General features: G+C 35.5%; 26 protein-coding genes. 4 read left to right on the forward strand and 22 right to left on the reverse strand.

All coding sequences use genetic code 11. The annotated features are described in order from the left end of the window. Positions 1–155 precede the first annotated feature (155 nt). The 5 genes from AN957_RS17050 to deoD form a co-directional block, all read right to left on the reverse strand. Positions 156–1,073 (reverse strand): CobW family GTP-binding protein, encoded by a 918-nt coding sequence (locus AN957_RS17050; protein ID WP_056685308.1) that lies wholly within the window; start codon positions 1,071–1,073, stop codon positions 156–158. Continuing rightward, the gene (locus AN957_RS17055) at positions 1,073–1,471 is read right to left on the reverse strand and encodes a hypothetical protein (RefSeq protein ID WP_053476642.1); all 399 of its coding nucleotides are present in this window, start codon (positions 1,469–1,471) and stop codon (positions 1,073–1,075) included. The genes AN957_RS17050 and AN957_RS17055 overlap by 1 nt, the downstream gene beginning before the upstream one ends. Positions 1,472–1,570: 99 nt before the next feature. After that, positions 1,571–3,037 carry a lmo1851 family serine protease gene (locus AN957_RS17060; RefSeq protein WP_053476643.1) on the reverse strand — a complete coding sequence of 489 codons (1,467 nt, stop codon included), beginning with the start codon at positions 3,035–3,037 and terminating at the stop codon, positions 1,571–1,573. Between the two features lie 109 nt (positions 3,038–3,146). Continuing rightward, the gene (locus AN957_RS17065) at positions 3,147–3,998 is read right to left on the reverse strand and encodes a M15 family metallopeptidase (RefSeq protein ID WP_053476644.1); all 852 of its coding nucleotides are present in this window, start codon (positions 3,996–3,998) and stop codon (positions 3,147–3,149) included. A 281-nt stretch (positions 3,999–4,279) separates the two neighbouring features. Then, positions 4,280–4,984 carry a purine-nucleoside phosphorylase gene (gene deoD / locus AN957_RS17070; RefSeq protein ID WP_056685309.1) on the reverse strand — a complete coding sequence of 235 codons (705 nt, stop codon included), beginning with the start codon at positions 4,982–4,984 and terminating at the stop codon, positions 4,280–4,282. A 191-nt stretch (positions 4,985–5,175) separates the two neighbouring features. Between deoD and AN957_RS28890 the strand changes: the two genes are divergently transcribed. Together AN957_RS28890 and AN957_RS28135 are read left to right on the forward strand one after the other, a co-directional pair. Further along, the gene (locus AN957_RS28890) at positions 5,176–5,304 is read left to right on the forward strand and encodes a hypothetical protein (protein WP_256376268.1); all 129 of its coding nucleotides are present in this window, start codon (positions 5,176–5,178) and stop codon (positions 5,302–5,304) included. A 16-nt stretch (positions 5,305–5,320) separates the two neighbouring features. Then, on the forward strand, positions 5,321–5,470 hold the full coding sequence (locus tag AN957_RS28135) for a hypothetical protein (RefSeq protein ID WP_165571569.1): 150 nt from the start codon (positions 5,321–5,323) through the stop codon (positions 5,468–5,470). Positions 5,471–5,489: 19 nt separating this feature from the next. On the opposite strand, the gene AN957_RS17075 is transcribed toward AN957_RS28135, so the two are convergent. Continuing rightward, positions 5,490–5,798: a YodL domain-containing protein gene (locus tag AN957_RS17075; protein ID WP_056685310.1), complete on the reverse strand. Its 309-nt coding sequence runs from the start codon at positions 5,796–5,798 to the stop codon at positions 5,490–5,492. A gap of 351 nt (positions 5,799–6,149) precedes the next feature. Here AN957_RS17075 and AN957_RS17080 point away from each other — a divergent pair, with 351 nt between their 5' ends. After that, a complete protein-coding gene (locus AN957_RS17080) occupies positions 6,150–6,989 on the forward strand; it encodes a glycerophosphodiester phosphodiesterase (protein ID WP_231690095.1) in 840 nt (279 codons plus the stop codon). Positions 6,990–7,030: 41 nt separating this feature from the next. Here AN957_RS17080 and AN957_RS17085 read toward each other — a convergent pair whose 3' ends face one another. Then, complete coding sequence (locus tag AN957_RS17085) at positions 7,031–7,801, reverse strand: sporulation protein (protein ID WP_053476648.1); 771 nt, start codon at positions 7,799–7,801, stop codon at positions 7,031–7,033. Positions 7,802–7,936: 135 nt separating this feature from the next. Next, positions 7,937–8,110 (reverse strand): YozD family protein, encoded by a 174-nt coding sequence (locus AN957_RS26990; RefSeq protein ID WP_075209169.1) that lies wholly within the window; start codon positions 8,108–8,110, stop codon positions 7,937–7,939. Between the two features lie 174 nt (positions 8,111–8,284). On the opposite strand from AN957_RS26990, the gene AN957_RS27815 reads away from it, so the two are divergent. Next, the gene (locus AN957_RS27815; protein ID WP_156319132.1) at positions 8,285–8,455 is read left to right on the forward strand and encodes a hypothetical protein; all 171 of its coding nucleotides are present in this window, start codon (positions 8,285–8,287) and stop codon (positions 8,453–8,455) included. On the opposite strand, the gene AN957_RS17090 is transcribed toward AN957_RS27815, so the two are convergent. The 14 genes from AN957_RS17090 to AN957_RS17155 form a co-directional block, all read right to left on the reverse strand. After that, entirely contained in the window at positions 8,452–9,150 is a 699-nt protein-coding gene (locus AN957_RS17090) for a hypothetical protein (RefSeq protein ID WP_053476649.1), read from the reverse strand. The genes AN957_RS27815 and AN957_RS17090 overlap by 4 nt on opposite strands. Before the next feature lie 153 nt (positions 9,151–9,303). After that, positions 9,304–9,525, reverse strand: a complete 222-nt coding sequence (locus tag AN957_RS17095) for a YozE family protein (protein ID WP_053476650.1) — start codon at positions 9,523–9,525, stop codon at positions 9,304–9,306. A 236-nt stretch (positions 9,526–9,761) separates the two neighbouring features. After that, complete coding sequence (locus AN957_RS17100; RefSeq protein ID WP_053476651.1) at positions 9,762–10,028, reverse strand: HPr family phosphocarrier protein; 267 nt, start codon at positions 10,026–10,028, stop codon at positions 9,762–9,764. 42 nt (positions 10,029–10,070) lie between these two features. After that, complete coding sequence (locus AN957_RS17105; protein ID WP_053476652.1) at positions 10,071–11,549, reverse strand: aldehyde dehydrogenase family protein; 1,479 nt, start codon at positions 11,547–11,549, stop codon at positions 10,071–10,073. Between the two features lie 100 nt (positions 11,550–11,649). Continuing rightward, on the reverse strand, positions 11,650–12,291 hold the full coding sequence (gene rpe / locus AN957_RS17110) for a ribulose-phosphate 3-epimerase (RefSeq protein WP_053477570.1): 642 nt from the start codon (positions 12,289–12,291) through the stop codon (positions 11,650–11,652). Positions 12,292–12,312: 21 nt separating this feature from the next. After that, positions 12,313–13,629, reverse strand: coding sequence for a PTS galactitol transporter subunit IIC (locus AN957_RS17115; protein WP_053477571.1), 1,317 nt, complete (start codon positions 13,627–13,629; stop codon positions 12,313–12,315). A gap of 17 nt (positions 13,630–13,646) precedes the next feature. Then, positions 13,647–13,931 (reverse strand): PTS sugar transporter subunit IIB, encoded by a 285-nt coding sequence (locus tag AN957_RS17120; protein WP_053476653.1) that lies wholly within the window; start codon positions 13,929–13,931, stop codon positions 13,647–13,649. Next, entirely contained in the window at positions 13,928–14,395 is a 468-nt protein-coding gene (locus tag AN957_RS17125; RefSeq protein ID WP_053476654.1) for a PTS sugar transporter subunit IIA, read from the reverse strand. Before AN957_RS17125 ends, AN957_RS17120 begins: the two co-directional genes overlap by 4 nt. A 28-nt stretch (positions 14,396–14,423) precedes the next feature. Beyond that, positions 14,424–16,403 carry a BglG family transcription antiterminator gene (locus AN957_RS17130; protein ID WP_056685311.1) on the reverse strand — a complete coding sequence of 660 codons (1,980 nt, stop codon included), beginning with the start codon at positions 16,401–16,403 and terminating at the stop codon, positions 14,424–14,426. A gap of 102 nt (positions 16,404–16,505) precedes the next feature. Further along, positions 16,506–17,015: a YjbQ family protein gene (locus tag AN957_RS17135; RefSeq protein ID WP_053476656.1), complete on the reverse strand. Its 510-nt coding sequence runs from the start codon at positions 17,013–17,015 to the stop codon at positions 16,506–16,508. A gap of 2 nt (positions 17,016–17,017) precedes the next feature. Continuing rightward, a complete protein-coding gene (locus tag AN957_RS17140; protein WP_053476657.1) occupies positions 17,018–17,716 on the reverse strand; it encodes a triose-phosphate isomerase in 699 nt (232 codons plus the stop codon). Between the two features lie 25 nt (positions 17,717–17,741). After that, positions 17,742–18,575, reverse strand: coding sequence for a class II fructose-bisphosphate aldolase (locus AN957_RS17145; RefSeq protein WP_056685312.1), 834 nt, complete (start codon positions 18,573–18,575; stop codon positions 17,742–17,744). A 307-nt stretch (positions 18,576–18,882) separates the two neighbouring features. Beyond that, entirely contained in the window at positions 18,883–19,074 is a 192-nt protein-coding gene (locus tag AN957_RS17150) for a hypothetical protein (RefSeq protein WP_053476659.1), read from the reverse strand. A 148-nt stretch (positions 19,075–19,222) separates the two neighbouring features. Continuing rightward, positions 19,223–19,507, reverse strand: a complete 285-nt coding sequence (locus AN957_RS17155; RefSeq protein ID WP_056685313.1) for a YokU family protein — start codon at positions 19,505–19,507, stop codon at positions 19,223–19,225. Positions 19,508–19,515 lie beyond the last annotated feature (8 nt).

A 19,515-nucleotide genomic window follows, 5' to 3' on the forward strand; every position in this document is an offset into this window, starting at 1 on the left:
TTAAAAAGTTTTCCATAATGGAAGAGTTTGTATTCATAATAAATGCACAAGCTCCATAATCATCTTCATACAAACAAAAGGAGACTGAAGTTTGAAATTCTCCAATAAAAAAACGTGTTCATCTTAAACTGAACACGTTTTTCTAAAATGAAGATTTATCTGGCCTCTAGTGCATGTAGTTCTTCTTCTACTTGCTTCCAGTCAATATTTTCACCGATAAAAACCATATTAAGCGGCATATTCATATTTTCCTTCATATATAAAGGCATGCCGTAGGAATATTGAAACAGACTTGGAAACTCCGCAGAATGAAATTTTACATATCCTTTTATTCGATATATCGTATCTGGAAGCTTTCTTAAAAAGGATTCAAATTCCATTTGGCCAATGGCTTGTTTAAACTGATACACATATGTACTTAACTTTAAGTCTGTACTTACATGTGCTTGTGCTCTATCTGTTTTTATACTTGAAGATAATCTTTTTATCTGCTGCATCGGTACTTTCGCAAAAGTCGTCAAAATAGAAAATGCATGAGAATTAAGGGCTTGGATTTCCATCGTTAGTTTCGATTGCTCCCCATCCGTTAACTCATCCGTTTTATTTAGTAAAATTAAATCAGCATGACGTATTTGTTCAATGAGAAGCTGCTGTACTTGAGGACTGAGTGAGTGTCGATTTAGCCAGCGTTTTCCGTCAACAACAGAGATGATCCCCTTAACTTCAATTCGATCTGCAAATAACGGGGACATAACTGCATCTAAAACCTCGACCGGATGAGCAGCTCCTGTTGCCTCAATATATATTGCATCAGGTTTATCTATCACTAGCAGCCCTTGTAATTGCGACTCAAGCTTATCCTGAATCGTGCAGCAAATACAGCCATCAAGCAATTCTTTAAGCGGAATGTCCTCATCGACTGCATCCGAATCAATTGACACTTTTCCAAGCTCATTCATCATCACAGCAACTTTTCGATTTTGTTTCTTCTCCTCCGTTAAAAGCTGTTTAAGTAAAGTAGTTTTTCCGCTCCCCAAAAAACCAGATAAAATATATATTTCCGTTTTATTCATTAAGAATCCCTTTCCTTCATATGATCTTCGTGCATTTCAGTAATAATTTTGCATAATTTCTTTTCAAGTAAGTTTAAATTATCGTTCATTAATAATCCAATCGAATGAAACATCTCTCTTTTACATTTCCAGACAGGGATATATGCATTCGGAAAATACACGTCTTTCTTTTCGACACCCACCTCAAGATAGGACTCATAGTTTTCATTAAAGATATCCTCGCTTTTCGCTGGTCGCCCTTTTACCTCACGAATCAGTTCAATGACAATTTGTTCTTTTAATTCATGAAAATCATCGGTAAAAATAGTTTCCAGCTTTTGACCTAAACGTTCACATTGCAATTCAATATTCATAATTTCCTGTCTTATCTGTTCATTAAGATGAGGAATTTGTTTCAAAGTAACACCTCTTTGCGTTTGCTCTTTGTTAGACCTTTTATATCTGTGCATAAAGAAAGCACCCACCAAAAATTAGGAGAGCGCTTTTCTTTATAAAGACTATGAACCCATTTCCTGCTTTAGAATTTCTTCGGCTTTTTTGATTTGTGTGTCGTCTTTATCAAGCTTTTCTCGTAACTTCTCCATGAGAACGAGGGTAGATTGACCCGTTAGCACTCCATCCGCCTTTAACTTTTCTGCCGATTGGAACTTTTCAATAGCCGATTTTGTATGCTCATCGAAGAAGCCGTCTTCCCTGCCAGGGTTATAACCAATAGCAATAAGCATCTGCTGAGCTGCCTTCACTTCTTTTGAAGACATAGAAAGCTTTAATTCCAAATCTGGATTAATGAAAGGCAATGTCGCATATTCAGGCAATGCTACTTCATAATCAGGTGTAATTCCTTTCTTATGAATCCAGTTTCCTTTCGGAGTTAGCCATTTTTCTGTTGTAAACTTCATATTAGAACCGTCAGAAAAATCTTGTGCTCTTTGGACAGTACCCTTTCCGAATGATTTTTCTCCTACAAGTGGGATATTAGCCGCTTCCTTTACCGCTCCAGCAAGAATCTCTGATGCACTTGCACTTCCTTTATCAATGACGACTACGAGCGGAATCTTTGGATTTTTAGTGCCAGCTGATTTATATTCCTCTCGCTTGCCACTCCGATCTTCTACTTGGAAAATAATTTCTCCCTTTGGTACAAATAAACTTGAAATTTTAACCGCTTGATCTAATAATCCACCAGGGTTTTGTCTTAAGTCAAGAATGAGGCCTTTCATCCCTTGATCCTGCAATTCATTTAACTTGGTTACAAGCTCATTGGAAGTATTCTCAGAAAAAGAAGTAATTTGCACCTTTGCGATGCCATCTTCAAGCATTTCTCCATATACCGTTTCTATAGGAATCGTATCGCGGACAATCGGAACGGTCATTGCATCATCTACTCCTGGACGCAATATCGAAAGCTCCACCTTTGTTCCTTTTTCTCCTCTAATTAAAAGTACAGCCTCAGATGAACTCATGCCCTGCAGGCTTTTTCCATCTACAGATACTACCTTGTCATTTGGCTTTAGTCCAGCTTTTTCAGCCGGTGAACCTTTTATAGGAGAAACAATGACAATCGATCCTTCCTTTTCTTGAATTTCAGCTCCAATGCCTTCAAATGAAGAGGAGATGCTTTGATGAAAGTTTTTTGCCTCATCTACACTCATATAATCAGAATATGGATCCTCTAGGGCATCTACCATCCCGTTAATCGCTCCATTAATTAACTTATCCTCATCTAGTTCCTGAAAATAGGAGGTTTTTAGCGAATCAAAGGCAGCATATAGCTTTTGAAACTCATTACGATCTCCTCCACTGCTATTCACTGCCTTTTGTGTACCAATCAAAAATGCAACAGCTGTAATCCCCGCAGAAATAATTACAACTAATAAAAGCATCATGACAAATGGAAACTTCTTCATTCGGATAAAGCCAGTTGGCTTTTCTGGTTGATCCTGGTTTAAATCCTCCGTTTGCAAAACCTTCACCACTTTCGTATTACATAAAAATTCCTCTAATCCTTATTGAATAGAATACCATTTTTTTGATAGAAATAACAAAGTTAAGCAATCAATTACAGTTGATCATTTATATTTTCTTAACTGTTCCGAAATATTCCTCTAAGGTCCAACCCTTATTATAAATTGTTGTTGCTGCTTCTTTTCCTACATATCTAAAATGCCATGGTTCATATTTATAACCTGTAATGGCTTCTTTTCCTTTTGGATAGCGCAGGATGAATCCATAAAGATGGGCATTGGCTGCAATCCATTTCCCTTCAGGCGTCTCCCCAAATTGTTCAGAGAGTTCAAATTTAGCACTTTGACTAGATAAATCCATAGTCAAGCCTGTTTGGTGTTCACTTGTCCCTGGAACAGCTACTGCTAAGGCTGCTTTCTCTTCCCCAAATTTACTTACCTCTGCATTATATACTTGCGTTTGCCTGTTAAAGGACCGGTAGCCTGAAACAGCAAACAAGTGAATCCCTTGTTTTTTTGCTTCGGCAAACATCGTTTCAAGTGCTGCAGCTGCATCTTTTCGCATATAGGCTTTTTCAATATCCTGATCCCCAAATGAGTACAATACATTTGGGCGCACTAAATCCTCTGGGGTATAACCGTCAGGGAGGCTGAATTCCTTATTTACTAAAACCATAAAGTTTGTCGGATTTTGAATGACATTTCTTCCATTAACAACTTTCACATCATTAAAAAAAGCAGCTTCAAGCGTTAGTACATCATCTTCTGGCTGACTTTGTTCCTCTGTTTGATTTTTCTCTTCTTCCTTATTCTTTTCTGCTTCTTCATCAATTACATCTGCCGTACTTTCAGATTCATTATTTTTTTTCAAAAACGGAATCTTTTCCAAAATGGGATCTAATTGACTGCATCCAGCGAGCAGCAAGCTTAAAATAACTGTTAAAGCAATGATTTTTTTCATTTTTTCCACCTATTCCCTATAAAACTAGTAAGCATTATTTATTTTAACATGAAAAAATAACATTTTCAGAGTTAAATAATATCCCAAAATTGGAACATGCTATATAGGTACGACTACCTGAATTTAATTATAAATGACTATATTAATCTTTGCTGTTGATTTCCACTACCAGACTCGCTTTCAGCTACTATCAACTAGTATAAAAATCAGCAATAGCTTTAATATCGCCTATAAAAAATTAAAACTGGCTCAATGTATGAACCAGTTCAATAAACCATTCATTATTCTTTAATTGCTGCTTCGAGTGCTACCTCAATCATTTCGTTGAATGTTGTTTGTCTTTCTTCAGCTGTTGTTTCCTCACCCGTTAAAATATGATCACTGACTGTTAAAACGGATAATGCTTTTCGATTAAATTTTGCAGCAAGTGTATAAAGAGCAGCAGTTTCCATTTCAATCGCTAAAATTTGATACTTTGCCCATTTTTCTAATTCTGCGTTGTCATTATAAAACATATCAGCTGTAAATACATTTCCGACTTTCAAGTTTAAGCCTTTCTTCGTGCCTGCATCATATGCATTCTTTAATAGCTCAAAATTAGCAGTCGGAGCAAAGTCAACACCGCCAAAAGTAAGGCGATTCATTTGTGAATCTGTAGAAGCTGTCATCGCAAGAATAACATCTCTTACTTTTACATCTTTTTGAATAGCACCACAAGTACCTACCCGAATTAGATTTTGCACATTGTAGCTATTCATTAATTCATTTATATAAATTGATATCGAAGGGACACCCATTCCTGTCCCTTGTACAGAGATGCGCTTTCCTTTATATGTACCCGTATATCCAAACATATTACGAACTTCATTATAGCAAGTAGTATTTTCTAAAAATGTTTCAGCAATATATTTGGCGCGAAGCGGATCTCCTGGTAAAAGAACCGTTTCTGCAATCTCATTTTCTTTTGCACCGATATGAACACTCATTATGTAACCTCCATTTATCAAAAACTTACCTGTCTTTCCCACTATACCATATATAACACTTTCCGATAAGCGTTTATCGCAGAATAACGGGCTGTAAGCCCCCCACTGATTGAAGATTCACTTTAAGTTTAAGCATTAATTTATTGGATACGGGAAAGCTATCAATAGCTTTTCCAAAGGAGGTTGCATTCATGTCACAGGAAAAAATGAGAAAGAAATTAAGACAGGCTGTTCAACATGCCAATGAGACAAACCCAACATCAAGAGCAAATACGGAACCTCATACTTCTAAAACAGTGAAAACAAAAAGCAATAAATAAATAAAGGAGCATCATTATGGGAAAAAAACATCGAAACCGAATCAATTCACCGAAGAAAAATAACCATATTCCTAAAGAAGCCATCATCGCTGAGCAGGAAGCACATGGGAAGGAATTTTCCGCAAGCGGAGGAAGAAAGGGGAACCCCGGTTCCAACACGGAATAAGGAGAGCATAATGCTCTCCCTATCTAATTTGTATACGATTAATTATCTTCCATCCACCAGGCTGCAATTGATAATAATATTGCCCTTTACGCCCTTCATCAATAAATAAAATATCACCTGTCGCAATAAAGCGGCCTGAAAAATCTTTAGGAATGAGATCTGGGACATTAAATGTCGCAAATACGGAATATAAGCATTCCTCATGATCGACCCCCTCCATTGACAGCCTGTACACTTGTCTATATCCCTTTGTTTGCCGAAATTTAGGCGTTTGAAAAATGGTCACATCAAATAGCTTTGTTTTCACCCTAGTAAGCTCTTTTAGCAATGTGTCTCCCCTCCTGCATCCCTTCATTCTAATAATCAAAATAACTGTCTTTATTTAAATATCGTTTTCGCCTTTACTCCTGTCGTTTCCTTCAAAGAAAAAATACGATTTTTGTCGATAGTACAATTTATCGGTATGACAGCGCTTACATTTTGGGTTTTTTCTCATATACTATAGAAAAAGGAGACGACTGTTCAGCCTCCGACATGCATTAGACGAGCTGGATGGAAGATTGTTTTTTAACCTACTAGCCAAATCCTCGAGGTCGACACAAGTACATCATGGACGTCAAGCTAGGAGCTGGAGATAAACAGAGTAATTAATAACCTACTTCTTATGGGGGGATGTAAATTGTGGGTTTCCACAGCAGCCAAAAAACCTTTTTTCTTATCACTCATCATATGGTTAATCATTTCTATATTTTCTTTTATTCTTCACCCTCTACAGCCTTTTCAATCTATTGCTCATCGTGGTGCATCGTTCTATGCACCTGAAAATACAATGGCTGCTTTTCAAAAAGCTGTTGATCTTGGCTTTGATTTTATTGAGTTTGATGTTCGGTTAAGCAAGGATGGCCATCTTGTTGTTATCCATGATGCTGATGTACAAAGGACAACGGATGGAGTCGGTTATATCGGGGATTTAACTGTTCAGGAAATTAAAATGCTTGATGCAGGATCCTGGTATTCCCCTGAATTCTCCAATGAAAGAATTCCATTACTCGAGGATGTTTTGAAGCAATTTGGCGGGAAGATTGGATTACTTATTGATATGAAATCTTCAGAAAATCAGCCTCAATTGACAAAGGTATTATCAGATATATTGATGAGATATATAGATAACGGCGTAAAACCTTCCACATTAAAAGTTCAATCCTTCAATATAAACGAGATAAAAAAATTCCATGAATTAACTCCAACTATTTCCTCAGGAATTCTATTAGAAAAACCGCTTAATATCCTTCATTTTGAAACCTATAGAAAGTTTGCCTCATTCCTATCCGTCAATCATCACCTCCTCTCTAAGTCCATTATTCATCAGGCAAAACAATACGGGTTTGATATTTTTTCGTGGACAATAAAAAAACAGTATCAATTTCAAATAATGCAAAGATTGGGTGTAAATGGCATTATTTCAGATGAGGAATGTAAAGAATCAAACAGTAACCTCCTTACATTAATCTTTCAATGATAGACAAAAAAATAAGCCCTGTTAAGGCTTATTTTTTTAGATCAAGAATAGCTTTGAATGATTGATTGAATTTTTTGCTGCATATGTGGTATATCTCCCTGGTTCACTGTAAAACGAAGATTTGATTCATCCATATTTAGCGCCTCTGAGAATAGACTGCTTAAACCTCGCACTTTTCGATCTACCTGCATCAAAATTTCAATGTCATTGGCAGAAGCAGGGAAAAAAGTTATTTCTAATTCATCTAATCTTCCATGAAATGGACCTGAAACTGGTACGAATTCGAATTCTTGGATAAACGGAAGTCTTCGGCGTAAACGATGGGGTGCTTGTTCACAATCAGCTTCCCTTAATCTGAAACCTAAACCATTAATTGCTTGAAGCACGGAATCCATTAACTGATTAGGTACAACTCGAAGATAATCTTTATCTGTTGGATCCACCGCATTTTTTATATCTAAGCCTGTCGCAATCCATACCTTCGTTCTTCCAATTGATACAGGTGTGTCTGGAGGAAGAATGAATGAGAATGGAATAACTTTTCTCTCGTTTGCCATAAGCATGAACGATTCTGTTAATCGGAATCTATCAATTTGAGCTGGAACTGTATATTTTTTATCATCGGCTTCCTTTATATACGTCGTATTTAAAGTTAAATAGATATCATCAATTCTTTGTTCTACATTTCCCCCTTGAATTTCAACGACTCCCCGAATTTCTCCGCCTGGTATAGCTGTATCGCTATCAAGCTTCGTATCTACCTTTGCCGAACCGATCCCAACACTCGCTAACATCTTATTGAAAAATGACATTTTCAAACTCCTCCTAGTGATCACTTTTTTTCCTTATACAAATTATACGAGTGTTTTCACTTTATGGTTTCAAAAATTAGTTTATTTTTTCATAAAAGCAAAAAATGACGAGATCACCCTCGCCATTTCGTTCTTTTATTCCTCTTCAATTTCTTCATCAATAATGCATTTTTGTAATAAGTAGTCAAAGGTAATATCAGCAAGCTCCTCTATTTCTCCTTCAGCAGGCACAAATCCTCGTTTTGTCAGCTCATGAAAGAAAAATTCTGCAATTTCTTCCGTGTCAATAAATACTTCAATTTCCCTCACAGCATCGCCCCCTTTGTAGAGAATGTATGATGTCCTTTCCGGTTTCATGCAAATCTTCTTTTGAAAAAGGAATTCTTTAACTTTCAACACAAATAAATCTGATAATCTGACATTTTATAAAAGGTCAAGCATACATATGAACATAAGAAAATATTTAGAAAATGGAGGAAGAAAATGACTAGTATTTCTAGAGCAATAGCAGAAGTAAAGGAAGATTTGAATAAAGAAGAGAGTATGATTCTTGTGGTGTTTAGCCGGTTTTTAAATGGCTTATTTAAGGTATCATTAGGGGTTGGTATACCTTTGCTAGTTTATCTCGTACTGCAGCTAAGTAACCTCCGCTAAACTGTGCTTTTTCCATCATTATTAACAATTAGTTTCAGCTTTCTAACAATCACACGCATGATATGCAAATACTCTTCATCTTGAAACAGTTCATATAAAATTCGGTAATCATTATAAATATCTAGCAATCCATCAATTAACATTCTTTTTTCTTTAATATTTGCCAGCAACTCCCTTTCAGCTTTACGAAAAGTGTTTCCTTGCAGTTTTTTTATTTCAGGAAGTTTTTCTTTTTTGTTCATAAAATATAGGAGACCTAACTTTTCTATAAAAACATCGGCACTTTCCGCATCGGCAACAAGAGTCAATTCATCTTCCCCCGCTTCTAGCCATTCCCCATCACTAATTCTCGAAAGCTCATAAATGATATCTTCCCATGCATCCTCTTTATATCGCCAAATTTCAGTTCGAAACCCCATTATTTTGAATAAATCAGAACCGTATCCTTTCACTTGAACTAAATCACCAAAGAAATATTTATATTCTATATCAATATGTTCCTTTTCCAGTACTTCTCCTTCATAATCCGATAATAATTGAAGACTGGATTCCATATAGAGCCCTTCACTTTTGTTTACTTCGTAAACATGCATTCCATCTAGCCACTTTACATCCGTGATTTTCCCTACGGTTCCATACATAGTGATCACGACTGTATCACCGATATTGTATTTTGGTTTTTTTCGATCGCTCATGTCCTCCATCCTCTCAAGTATTCAGTCGTGAGTAATTCTTTGCTTTAGTATATGCATGGAAGGGAAAAATCGCTCCGGAATAGGAGAAGTTTGGACCGATAAGAAATGAAAACACCCCATTCATGAAATGGAGTGTTTTTGTGATCGCCTGTCTTAAGCTTCACTATTCAAATATAAATCCCACGCCTCATCAAATATCGTCATATTCTCAATATAAGATCCATTTAATTCCAAGTACAAACTTAACTCATGATAATCTGATGAAGTCTTCGGAAAACTATGATCCTTATATGCATGATTAGCAAATTTACTAATAGAGTCTTTTGGATTGGGATGTCGATACTTCATTAAATAATGATAGAAGGTTTTTGCCATCTTTATCACCAGCCTTTATTAAAGTACGGGTATTTATTCTATTGTATACATATTCTATCGATTACTATATACGAAAAAGTGCCCTTCCGTCTATATGAAAAAGCAACCCAAATTTGGATTGCTTTTTCATCGATTTCTTTTATTTCTCTTTTTTCTATTGCTAACTCCTAGTTTTCAAACTATAGATAGTGACGATTGCATTACCTGCCAATTCACTAATTCCGTTTCTTTCCATCTTAAACACCTAGTTCTTGCTGTAAAATTATATCGCTAAGTGCGTCAATTGCTTCATTTTCATCTGAACCAGATGCACAGATTTTTATTACGGAATTCAGCGGTATTGCTAAAGACATTACCCCAATAATCGATTTTAAGTTTGCCTTCCTATTATTGAACATAATATCTATATCACAATTATATTGGTTCGCAACCTGTACTAATAAAGATGCTGGGCGCGCATGAATACCAGCATAATCAATCACTTTGTAATCTTTTTCTACCATATAAACTAGCCTTCCTTCCTTTTATATATCAATCAAGAATTTTTAATCCAAATTTATCCACACACTTTTCACTTCGGTGTAATTGTCTAATGCATAGGATCCCATCTCACGACCAAAACCAGATTCTTTAAACCCGCCAAAAGGGGATGCCGGGTCTGTCACGTTATAGCAATTCACCCACACCGAACCGGCTTTTAATCGATTAGCTACGTAATGCGCATTTTTTAAATTTTCCGTCCATAGACCAGCAGCAAGACCAAATGATGAATTATTTGCACGATTAATCATTTCATCTAGGCTGTCAAAAGGCATCGCCACCACTACAGGTCCAAAGATTTCTTCTCTTGCAATCGACATCTTCTCATTTACGCTTACAAATACTGTTGGCTCTACAAAATATCCTTTTGAAGTGTGTCCACCACCACATAACATTTCTGCACCTTCGTTTTTACCTTTATTAATATAATTGAGAACACGGTTTTGCTGCTCTTTTGAAACCAGTGGTCCCATCTCTGTGTCTGGAGATAATCCACTTCCAAGCTTGACATTTTTAGCGTAAGACACCAAATCAGCAACAACATTATCGAAATGACTTTTTTGAATATACACTCTCGAACCAGCACTGCAAACTTCCCCTTGATTCGCCATAATCCCAGTAAAGACTCCTGAAGTTGCTTTCGTTAAATCAGCATCTTGTAAAATAATGTTTGGAGATTTACCTCCTAACTCCAGCGTAACACGTTTCAAAGTGTTTGCAGCTTCTTGCATAATTTGCTTGCCGACTATCGTCGAGCCTGTAAAAGCGATTTTATTCACATGTGGATGTTTGACAAGAGCATCTCCTGCAATCTCTCCAAAACCAGGGACAATATTGATTACACCATCTGGAAAACCTGCTTCAGTTATTAGTTCTGCAAGATACAGTGCGGATAATGGAGTCTGTTCTGCAGGCTTTAGTATAACTGTACAGCCTGTAGCTAGTGCCGGCGCTATTTTCCAAGCCGCCATCATCAATGGAAAGTTCCAAGGGATTATTTGCCCAACTACACCTACGGGTTCATGGTGAGTATAGTTAAAATAAGGCCCTGAAACCGGAATTGTTTGCCCAACAATTTTCGTAGTCCATCCTGCATAATATTCAAATTGACCTATTGCATTTGGAATATCATTATCCAGCAAATCACGTAAAGGCTTTCCATTATCAAGCGAGTCGATTTCAGCTAATTCCTGTTTGTTTTTTTCTATTAAATCTGCAAGTCTATACATTAGTTTTCCTCGTTCAGCTGAGCTCATCCGAGACCAAGGTCCTTCTTCAAAAGCTGTTTTAGCTGCCTTAACAGCTTTATCGATATCTCCCGTTTGAGCCTCACTCACATCCGCCAAAACTTCTCCATTCGAAGGATTAAACGTTTTAAATGTTCTCCCCATGTCAGATTCTACAAAACTTCCATTAATGAATAATTTCTTTGTCCCTTTTAAAAAATCTGACACTTTTTTTGAAAGTTGATATGTTTGATTCATGATCGTCTCCCTCCATTTCTATTACATTATCAATTAATACTTTTAATAGATATAATATTCTGTCTATTCAACAGATTCTTTATTCGATAACACAAAGATATTAAATACTTTGTAATTCCTGTATTGCTGATTTCATTCTATTGTTAAACACATAAGATCCAGCAACTGCAATATCAGCTCCCGCTTCTTTACAATCCCGGCATGTTTTTGGATTGATACCGCCATCAACTTCAATAAGATAGCTCAACTCTTTTTCATTCCGCCATTTTGCTACTTGTGCAATTTTCTCTAAGGTAGGAGGATGAAATGTTTGCCCCCCGAATCCTTCATCGCAAGTGAGAAAAAGAACAACATCGAGTAAATCTAAACAATGTTGAATTGAATCAACTGAAGTTTCAAGCTTTAATGCCACCCCCGCCTTCACACCAAAACTTTTAATTTTGAGTAAAGTTTTTCTCAATACCTTCGTACTTTCTGGATGAATGATAATGATGTCTGCCTTCGTTTCTAAATAACTGTCAAGTAAACGTTCAGGTTTATCTATCATCAAATGAACATCTAATGGCAATGATGTTAGTTTACGAATGGCTTTCACAGTAGACGAACCCCAAGTTACATTGGATACAAATACACCGTCCATAATATCAATATGGATAAAGTCCGCACCAGCTGCTTCTAATTGCAAAATATCTCTTTCTAGATTTAGAAAATCAGCACTTAAAATCGAAGTTGAAACTAGCATGTAATCCACTCACTTCCTCTATCACCTGGCAGATTTTGGATTTGTCACTTTCTTGACATATAGTCCGATTGGAATCGTTATGACAATCAACACAATTAAGCCAATCATTCCAAATCCACCGATTTGAGCAATAATATAATCAAATACATTTCCGTTCCAAAGTGCCGTCGTTTGACCTTTTATTGAGGTACCTCCACTATTTGCAGAAAGTTTACTAAAATAAGGTGCGAACCAACTAGCTATATAAAGAACTCCAATCATGTTTATAATCCCGCTTATGATAGTCTTCAAAATATTCCCATTGTGAATAATCGTCGCCATGCATGTAAAGAAAGCTACAAATGCTAAATCACCTAAAGGTAAGACCTGATTTCCTGGTAAAATAACAGCTAGTACTAGCGTAATTGGAATTAACATAGTTCCAACGATTTGTGTAGTTGGCAAACCTAACGTTATCGCAGAGTCCAACCCAATAAACACTTCTTTTCCTTTGAATCGCTTATTAAAGAAGCTTTTTGCTGATTCAGAAATCGGAAGCAAGCCTTCTACTATTATTTTTACCATTCTTGGAAAAAGCACCATTATAGCCACTACACTCATTAACAGATTTGTACCTTCTACAAAATTGTAACCTGCTAACAGAGCTAAAATTACCCCAAGAACTGCACCAATTATGACTGGATCTCCAAACATACCGATTTTTCCTTGTAAATAAGAAATATCAAGTTGGGAATTACGTAAAAATGGGATACGATTATATATTTTTTCTAGTATTGTAAAAAGAGGGACAGTACTAGCAGCGTATCCTTGTGGTATGGATATCCCTTCGACTCCTAGAGATTCTTGTACTTTTTTTGCCGAATAATCAGCAGATAATAATGACCAGGTCGCTTGGATTAAGCTGGCTCCAATTCCAAGTACGATGCTCCCTGTTATTAAATGAACAACCGCTCCTGTAAACGCATAATGAGAATAATTAAAAATATCAATGTTCATCGTTTTTGTAAAACCAACTATTAACAAAAGAATATTAAGCAGGAATACCGCTGGAATTATTAGAGCACCAACTAATGTGGAAAACGCAACTCCTGCTGCAGCACCAGATCCAATATCAATTACTGTAAGATTAAAGGAGAATCGTTCAACAATTTGATTTACTGCTGGTTCTAATCGATCAGAGATTAATGAAATCGCCAAACCTAAACCAATAAAGCCAATTCCAACCATAATCCCGCTTCTAATTGAGCGTAATATCCCTTGCCCTAAAATCAAGCCTATAATTATCAATACGATAGGTACAAAAACGGTTGAACCAAGAGATAAAAAATAATCGATCATTCCCACATGAATCCCCCTTAATTTAATAGAATTTGTTTTATTTGTTCTTTCAGCACATCTTCATTTAACCCTATTAAAAATGGAGTGCCGACAACGATTGGTGTCTTATATTTTGATTGGTCTAATTTCATCGAAGTAATAAATAAATCTGCTTCCCCATCATAAAAATCTAACTCATAAATTTGCGATTGGGAGATTGAATAGCTAACTCCAAGTTCTTTTACAAACTCTTCAACTTTCTGTAAAATCATTGTGGAAGTAGCAAGCCCAGCTCCGCACGCAACAACAATTCTCTTTTTCATATTTCATTCTCCTTTTTATTAAAATAATCTTGCATAAGGATTGTTAATTCAGCATGAGAAGATGCTTGTCGAATTTCTTGAATAACTTCTTCATTTTGTAATAAACGACTAACCTTTTGTAAAACCTCTAAGTGCTTATAACTATCTTGTAATATAAGACCAATAATAAAATCCACTTCCAATGGTTTTAATGTTTCGATGTTTTTAAACGTTATCGGTTTTTCAAGCTTAATAATGACAAGCTTTTCTGTTCTTGAATATTCGACTTCTGTATGCACAATCGCTACATTCAAATTCTGCAATTGTAAACCAGTAGGAAAGTTTTGTTCGCGGATTTTAATTGCTTCCCTGAACTGTTCTGTGACATAATTTTTCTCCTCTAATTCATCAGCTATAAAATCAAAGAGCTGGCTCTGAGATTCGAATCGTTGATTATAGAAAATTAAGTTTTCTTCCACATACATGTTGCTTCCTCCAATATTCGAGAGAGATTTATTGAATTGTATCTTTACATAGTAAAAATGCTATTAAATCATCAGGTGTAGTCATCGACTTAAACGAATGACCACTCCCAAGTCGATCTGAATTAATAATTATTTTATATAGATGGGCTAGTAAACTACGAACTTGATTAAGATCTTCCTCAGCTACTGCTAGTAAAATAATAAATGACACGTAAGTTTCGTGGTTCCATTTAATCGGCTGTTTCGTCTTCATTATGGAAATCTTTGTCTCATTCGCCATAGTTGACATTGCATGAGGAATGGCAGCCCATCCTTGCACAATCGTATTTCCTAATTTTTCTCGTTCATACACCGACTTTTTAAATGAGGATTTCACAATTTGATCTTCTTCAAGCCTTTGAATCATTTTATTTAAACAGTCTTCCTTCGTCTCTACCTCTTCATTAATGAACATATAGCGACTATTAATATATTTGGAGATTAGATGGGGGGTTAATACAACATCTTCTTGTTTTCTATTTTTTGAGGAATACTTTAAATAATAATCATAAATCTTTTTCAAATCAGAATCCCTCACTAAAGGAGACACATAAACAATCGGACATGATTGTTCTTTCAGTTGAACAGATGAAATAATAAAATCAACCTTTGATAAGTCTTCGCTTTTCAAAAGAGGTTTTGCGATTAGTTTAAATTGAATATTAGATGGTAATAAATTTTTTATACGGTGAATAATTAAGTCCGATGTTACTAGACCAGATTGACAAACAACTAATATTTGTGACATTTGATTTTTCCGTTCAATGGCGACTTGAAAATGTATCGTAATAAAAGCGACGTCATCATCTGTTAATTTGATATCATATTTCTTTTCAAAACTTTCTATTGAATACCAAATAATACGAAAAAGTACGCCATAATTATTCTTTATTTCATTCAATAACGGATTATAGACGTTAATATCTGATTTTAGTCGGTAGATCATTGGGAAAACATGATAGATGAGTGAATCAAATAATCGATCATCCTCTTTTAAGTCAATATCAATTGCTCTGCTTACACCTGTAATCATGTCCTTGATATCTTCTGAAATTAACTTTTCAATTTGCTTATTATTTATTTTGACTTGAATACGATGGGCAAATAATTGATTACTAACAAAGTGATGCTCCAGTTCAGTAAAATCAAATTGTAGTTCAGAAGAGATTTTACGGCACATTTCAAATGCTAATGGATAGGTTGTTAAATACTCTGCTCCCTCTAACTGTATTTCAGGAAGTTTGGTTAAATGAAATCCACGGTAAGAGCGCTCGGTTAAAATCAATATAGAAATAAAGAGTGACTTGATATATTGTTCTGAAATACTATGCTCCATAACAGATAGGAATTCGAAAACCGTGTCATATACAGCTTCTATGATTTTTTTATCAAACAGAGGTTCAAGAATATGCGCATAAGTTGATAGGGAATTATTATTCAGCTCTTTCTCAATCAAATAGTAAGCAAATCGTTTAATTGTCCTTTGGATGGCAATCTCATTTCCATTTACCCTAGTACCGTTTCCATTAGAAACAAGCTGCAACTCCTCATCCATAAAACTGCGAATGCGGTTGATGTCTTTAATTAATGAACTCGTACTAATATACAGATCCAATGAGAGAGATTGGTAAGTTACAGTTTGACTATTAATCAACAACCACTTAGTAATTAGGATTTGACGTTCCAAAGATGATAATGCATCCCGATCCTTCGCTTTATGATTCGTGATTACTTTTTGAATAAATCCGTTAGAAGTGGAGGTATCTCCAATCAGCTTAATTCCTTGATTCTGCTTTTTATCTATAACTAGATTAAAACTCTTACAGATTTTCTCTAATTTATCCAAATCATTAAAAATGGTTCTCTCCGAAACATTTAAATAATCTGCATACTGTTTCGCCGGTAAATACTCTTCTGTTTTTGAAAGAAAATCGAGTAATTTTGCTTGACGCGATGTAATATCAAACAATATTGACACATCCTTGTATCATAAAAGTCTTCGATTTCTGTTTCAACTTTCCGAATTGCCATGTGATATGAAGTCCATTTTTCGACCAATCCGAATATAAATTTACTCTCCTATGATTTTTATATGGCAAGTTCGATCTCTAGGTCGAATTTGATCCCAATCGATAAAATAGATGTAGCCTACTAGACCTAATTGTAAATCTCCATTCTCAATAATAAAGGTTTCACTTGTTCCTAATAATGTGCTTTTTAGATGTGCATCTGTATTTAACATCGTATAAGCTTCTGGACTAATCTTTCCTTTAAAGTCTTCTAATCCGACTTTTATGTGTTTCGGACCTGGATGATAATATTGCCCTTCAGTTGTGCATCTTGGAATGAGCTTTTCTAAAAGAATGTTTAAATCTACTTGTAAATATTCATAACCATAAGAGTTTTGATCATATGAGAATTCTTCAAATATAACGGAACAGGTTGTGTGAGGAGATGCAACAACACAAATTCCATCTTTAATGTTACTTTTTCCAACAATATCTCGTACTTGTTGTGTTATTTCATGATAAGTTACGCGCCCTCCATGTGAAGAAAGCGTCAGTTTTCCTGAATAAACCACATTCAAACACTTCCTTTTTCTTGATAGCTGGCAACTGCTTGAATCATTTTTTCCATCATTTCTTTCGGATTATTTGCTTTCACGATTCCACTTGTCACACCTACCCCATCAGCCCCTAGTTCCAGCAGTTCCGTTACATCTTTTTCAGAACGGATTCCAGCTCCTTGTTCGACTAATATATCCGGATTCACTTTTTTTATTTTTGCAATTGTTGATGTTACATAGAACCGATCACTTTTTTGATTTTGACCAATGAGTTCTGTTGGTTCTGCCAAGATTACATTCGGGCCAAGCATAGCGATTGCTTGCGCTTCAAGAACCGAATCTGCACAAACAATTGTTAGTATTCCTACTTCTTTTGCTCGCTCAATTGCTTTTGCAATCGCCGTTAAGGTCATAGGATGGTCAGCGTGATTTAATACTACAGCTTGTACTCCTACATATACTAATGAATGCGCTGAAATATGTCCCATTGAATCACCAGGTGCGATACTGTCCATATGTTGAGCAGTAACAATAAGACTCGGACACTCCTTTACGATGTTTCCTAATTCGGTATGCGGAGCAGTAAATAAGAGAGTTACATGATATTGTTTTGCTAAACGGTTCGCATGTCTTGCTAAATCTAGTAACTTCTCTCCAATTAAGAAAGTCTTCGGATTAATAACAAAAAAAGGTGCTTGTAATTTCTCATTATTCACCGTCTGGAACTACCCCCTTTTTTAATTAGATACGGATTGTTTGCGTATTAAATACTGAATAGTAGTGTACAAGACATTCTTCCATTCCAGCGCGTAACTGATGTTGAATATCAAAGTAGTTTAGTTCACCCTTTAAATCACGAACAGCAGCATTCATTAAATCAGTAAACACATTTATTTTTACAATGTTGCTTAAAGCGCATCGACGAAGATTCGAATCTCCAGATGAAGATCCACCGTGTAATACAAGCGGAATAGGGACTATTTGAGAAATTTCATGGAGTCTTTCAAAATTAATTTTTGGTGTTCCAGTATAATTACCATGAGCCGTCCCAATAGAAATCGCTAATGAATCTACTAACGTTTTTTCATAAAACTCCTTTGCATCATTTACAGTTGTTAATAGTGACTCCGTCTGCTCCAAATCTTCATAGTTTTCTCCTGAACCAACGTGACCAATCTCCGCTTCCACAACAACTCCTTTTTGCCGTGCATAAGCAATAACCTCTTTTGTCTTCGCAATATTGTCTTCGAGCGTATCTTTTGATGCATCGATCATGACTGAAGTAAAGCCCAGATCTACCGCTTGTTTTACAAATTCGATTTCCTGCCCATGATCTAAATGAAGAACAATTGGAACTTTTGCTTTTTCTGCATAAAATTTTCCGAGTAAAGCAGCTTCTTCTAAACACATAACCTCATGATGTGCTTGAGCAAATGAAATGATAAGTGGAAACCGTTTATTTTCTGCAACCGAGATATATGCACGCAATGTGTTCTGATCAACAAAATTTGTTGCAGGAATGGCAAAACGTTTATTTAAAGCAATTTCAAATAACTTTTTTGAAGTAACAAGCATCGTTATTTATTCACCTCCTTTTCATGTTATAACGCTTATAAATAACATACTATGTAAGCGTTTTCCTTGCATTCTGTTCTAATTCAACATTATTAATGAAAAAAGAAATGATTTCTGTATTTTCCTTATTATCTGACATTACGAAACAAATGCTGCTAGCATTCTCCGCTACACTTCTATCATTTGTCCTGCCACAATGAATACACATATACGAACATTCATAGTTAAAATGTTTTGTAATTTTATAATCATAGAAAAAAGCAACCCAGCTTTGGATTGCTTTTCATTGATATCTTTTATTTAAGTTCTATTGCCAACGATCTGCTTTTGCTAATTCCGTAATCGCCCAAATGATATTAAACATTAATAATGAAATGGAAATAGGAACAGCAAGTAGCCAATTTTTCCCGAGTTTTTCTTTTATTACACCTGTAAAATAACCGCAGAAAAACAATACAAACATCCCAGCCGCAAGCATAATCATTAAAACAATTTTCATTCCATATCCCCCAAATTCAAATTCTTTAAAAGAATATTCCTTACATGCTAACACTGAATGGAATAGGTACTAAAATTTATTATATAGGGAGAAGGTTAGGATTTTACGTTAAATGTTGAATAATTTGTGAAATATATCCTTGACTTATTTAAGAAGTGAAATCAAAATAGTTTCTTTTCAACAGCCTAGGCTGAGCCATCAGGTTAGTAAAGCTTGTTTCCGGACCGATTTCCTTCGTATTAATTAAAAACAATTGATCCTCAATTTCTCTAATTAGTAAATCCGATTGATAAATCATTTGACAATCATGACAAATGGTTGATGGGACATCACTGATTTTAATCGCTCTCGTACCGTCAGGAAGCTCCCAATAAACATGATCTGTTCCCTTTGTAATATTATTACTCTCACACCATTCACATTGTTCACTCATGCATATTG

It is taken from the genome of Cytobacillus solani (assembly GCF_001420595.1).
Taxonomy (GTDB): Bacteria; Bacillota; Bacilli; order Bacillales; family Cytobacillaceae; genus Cytobacillus; species Cytobacillus solani.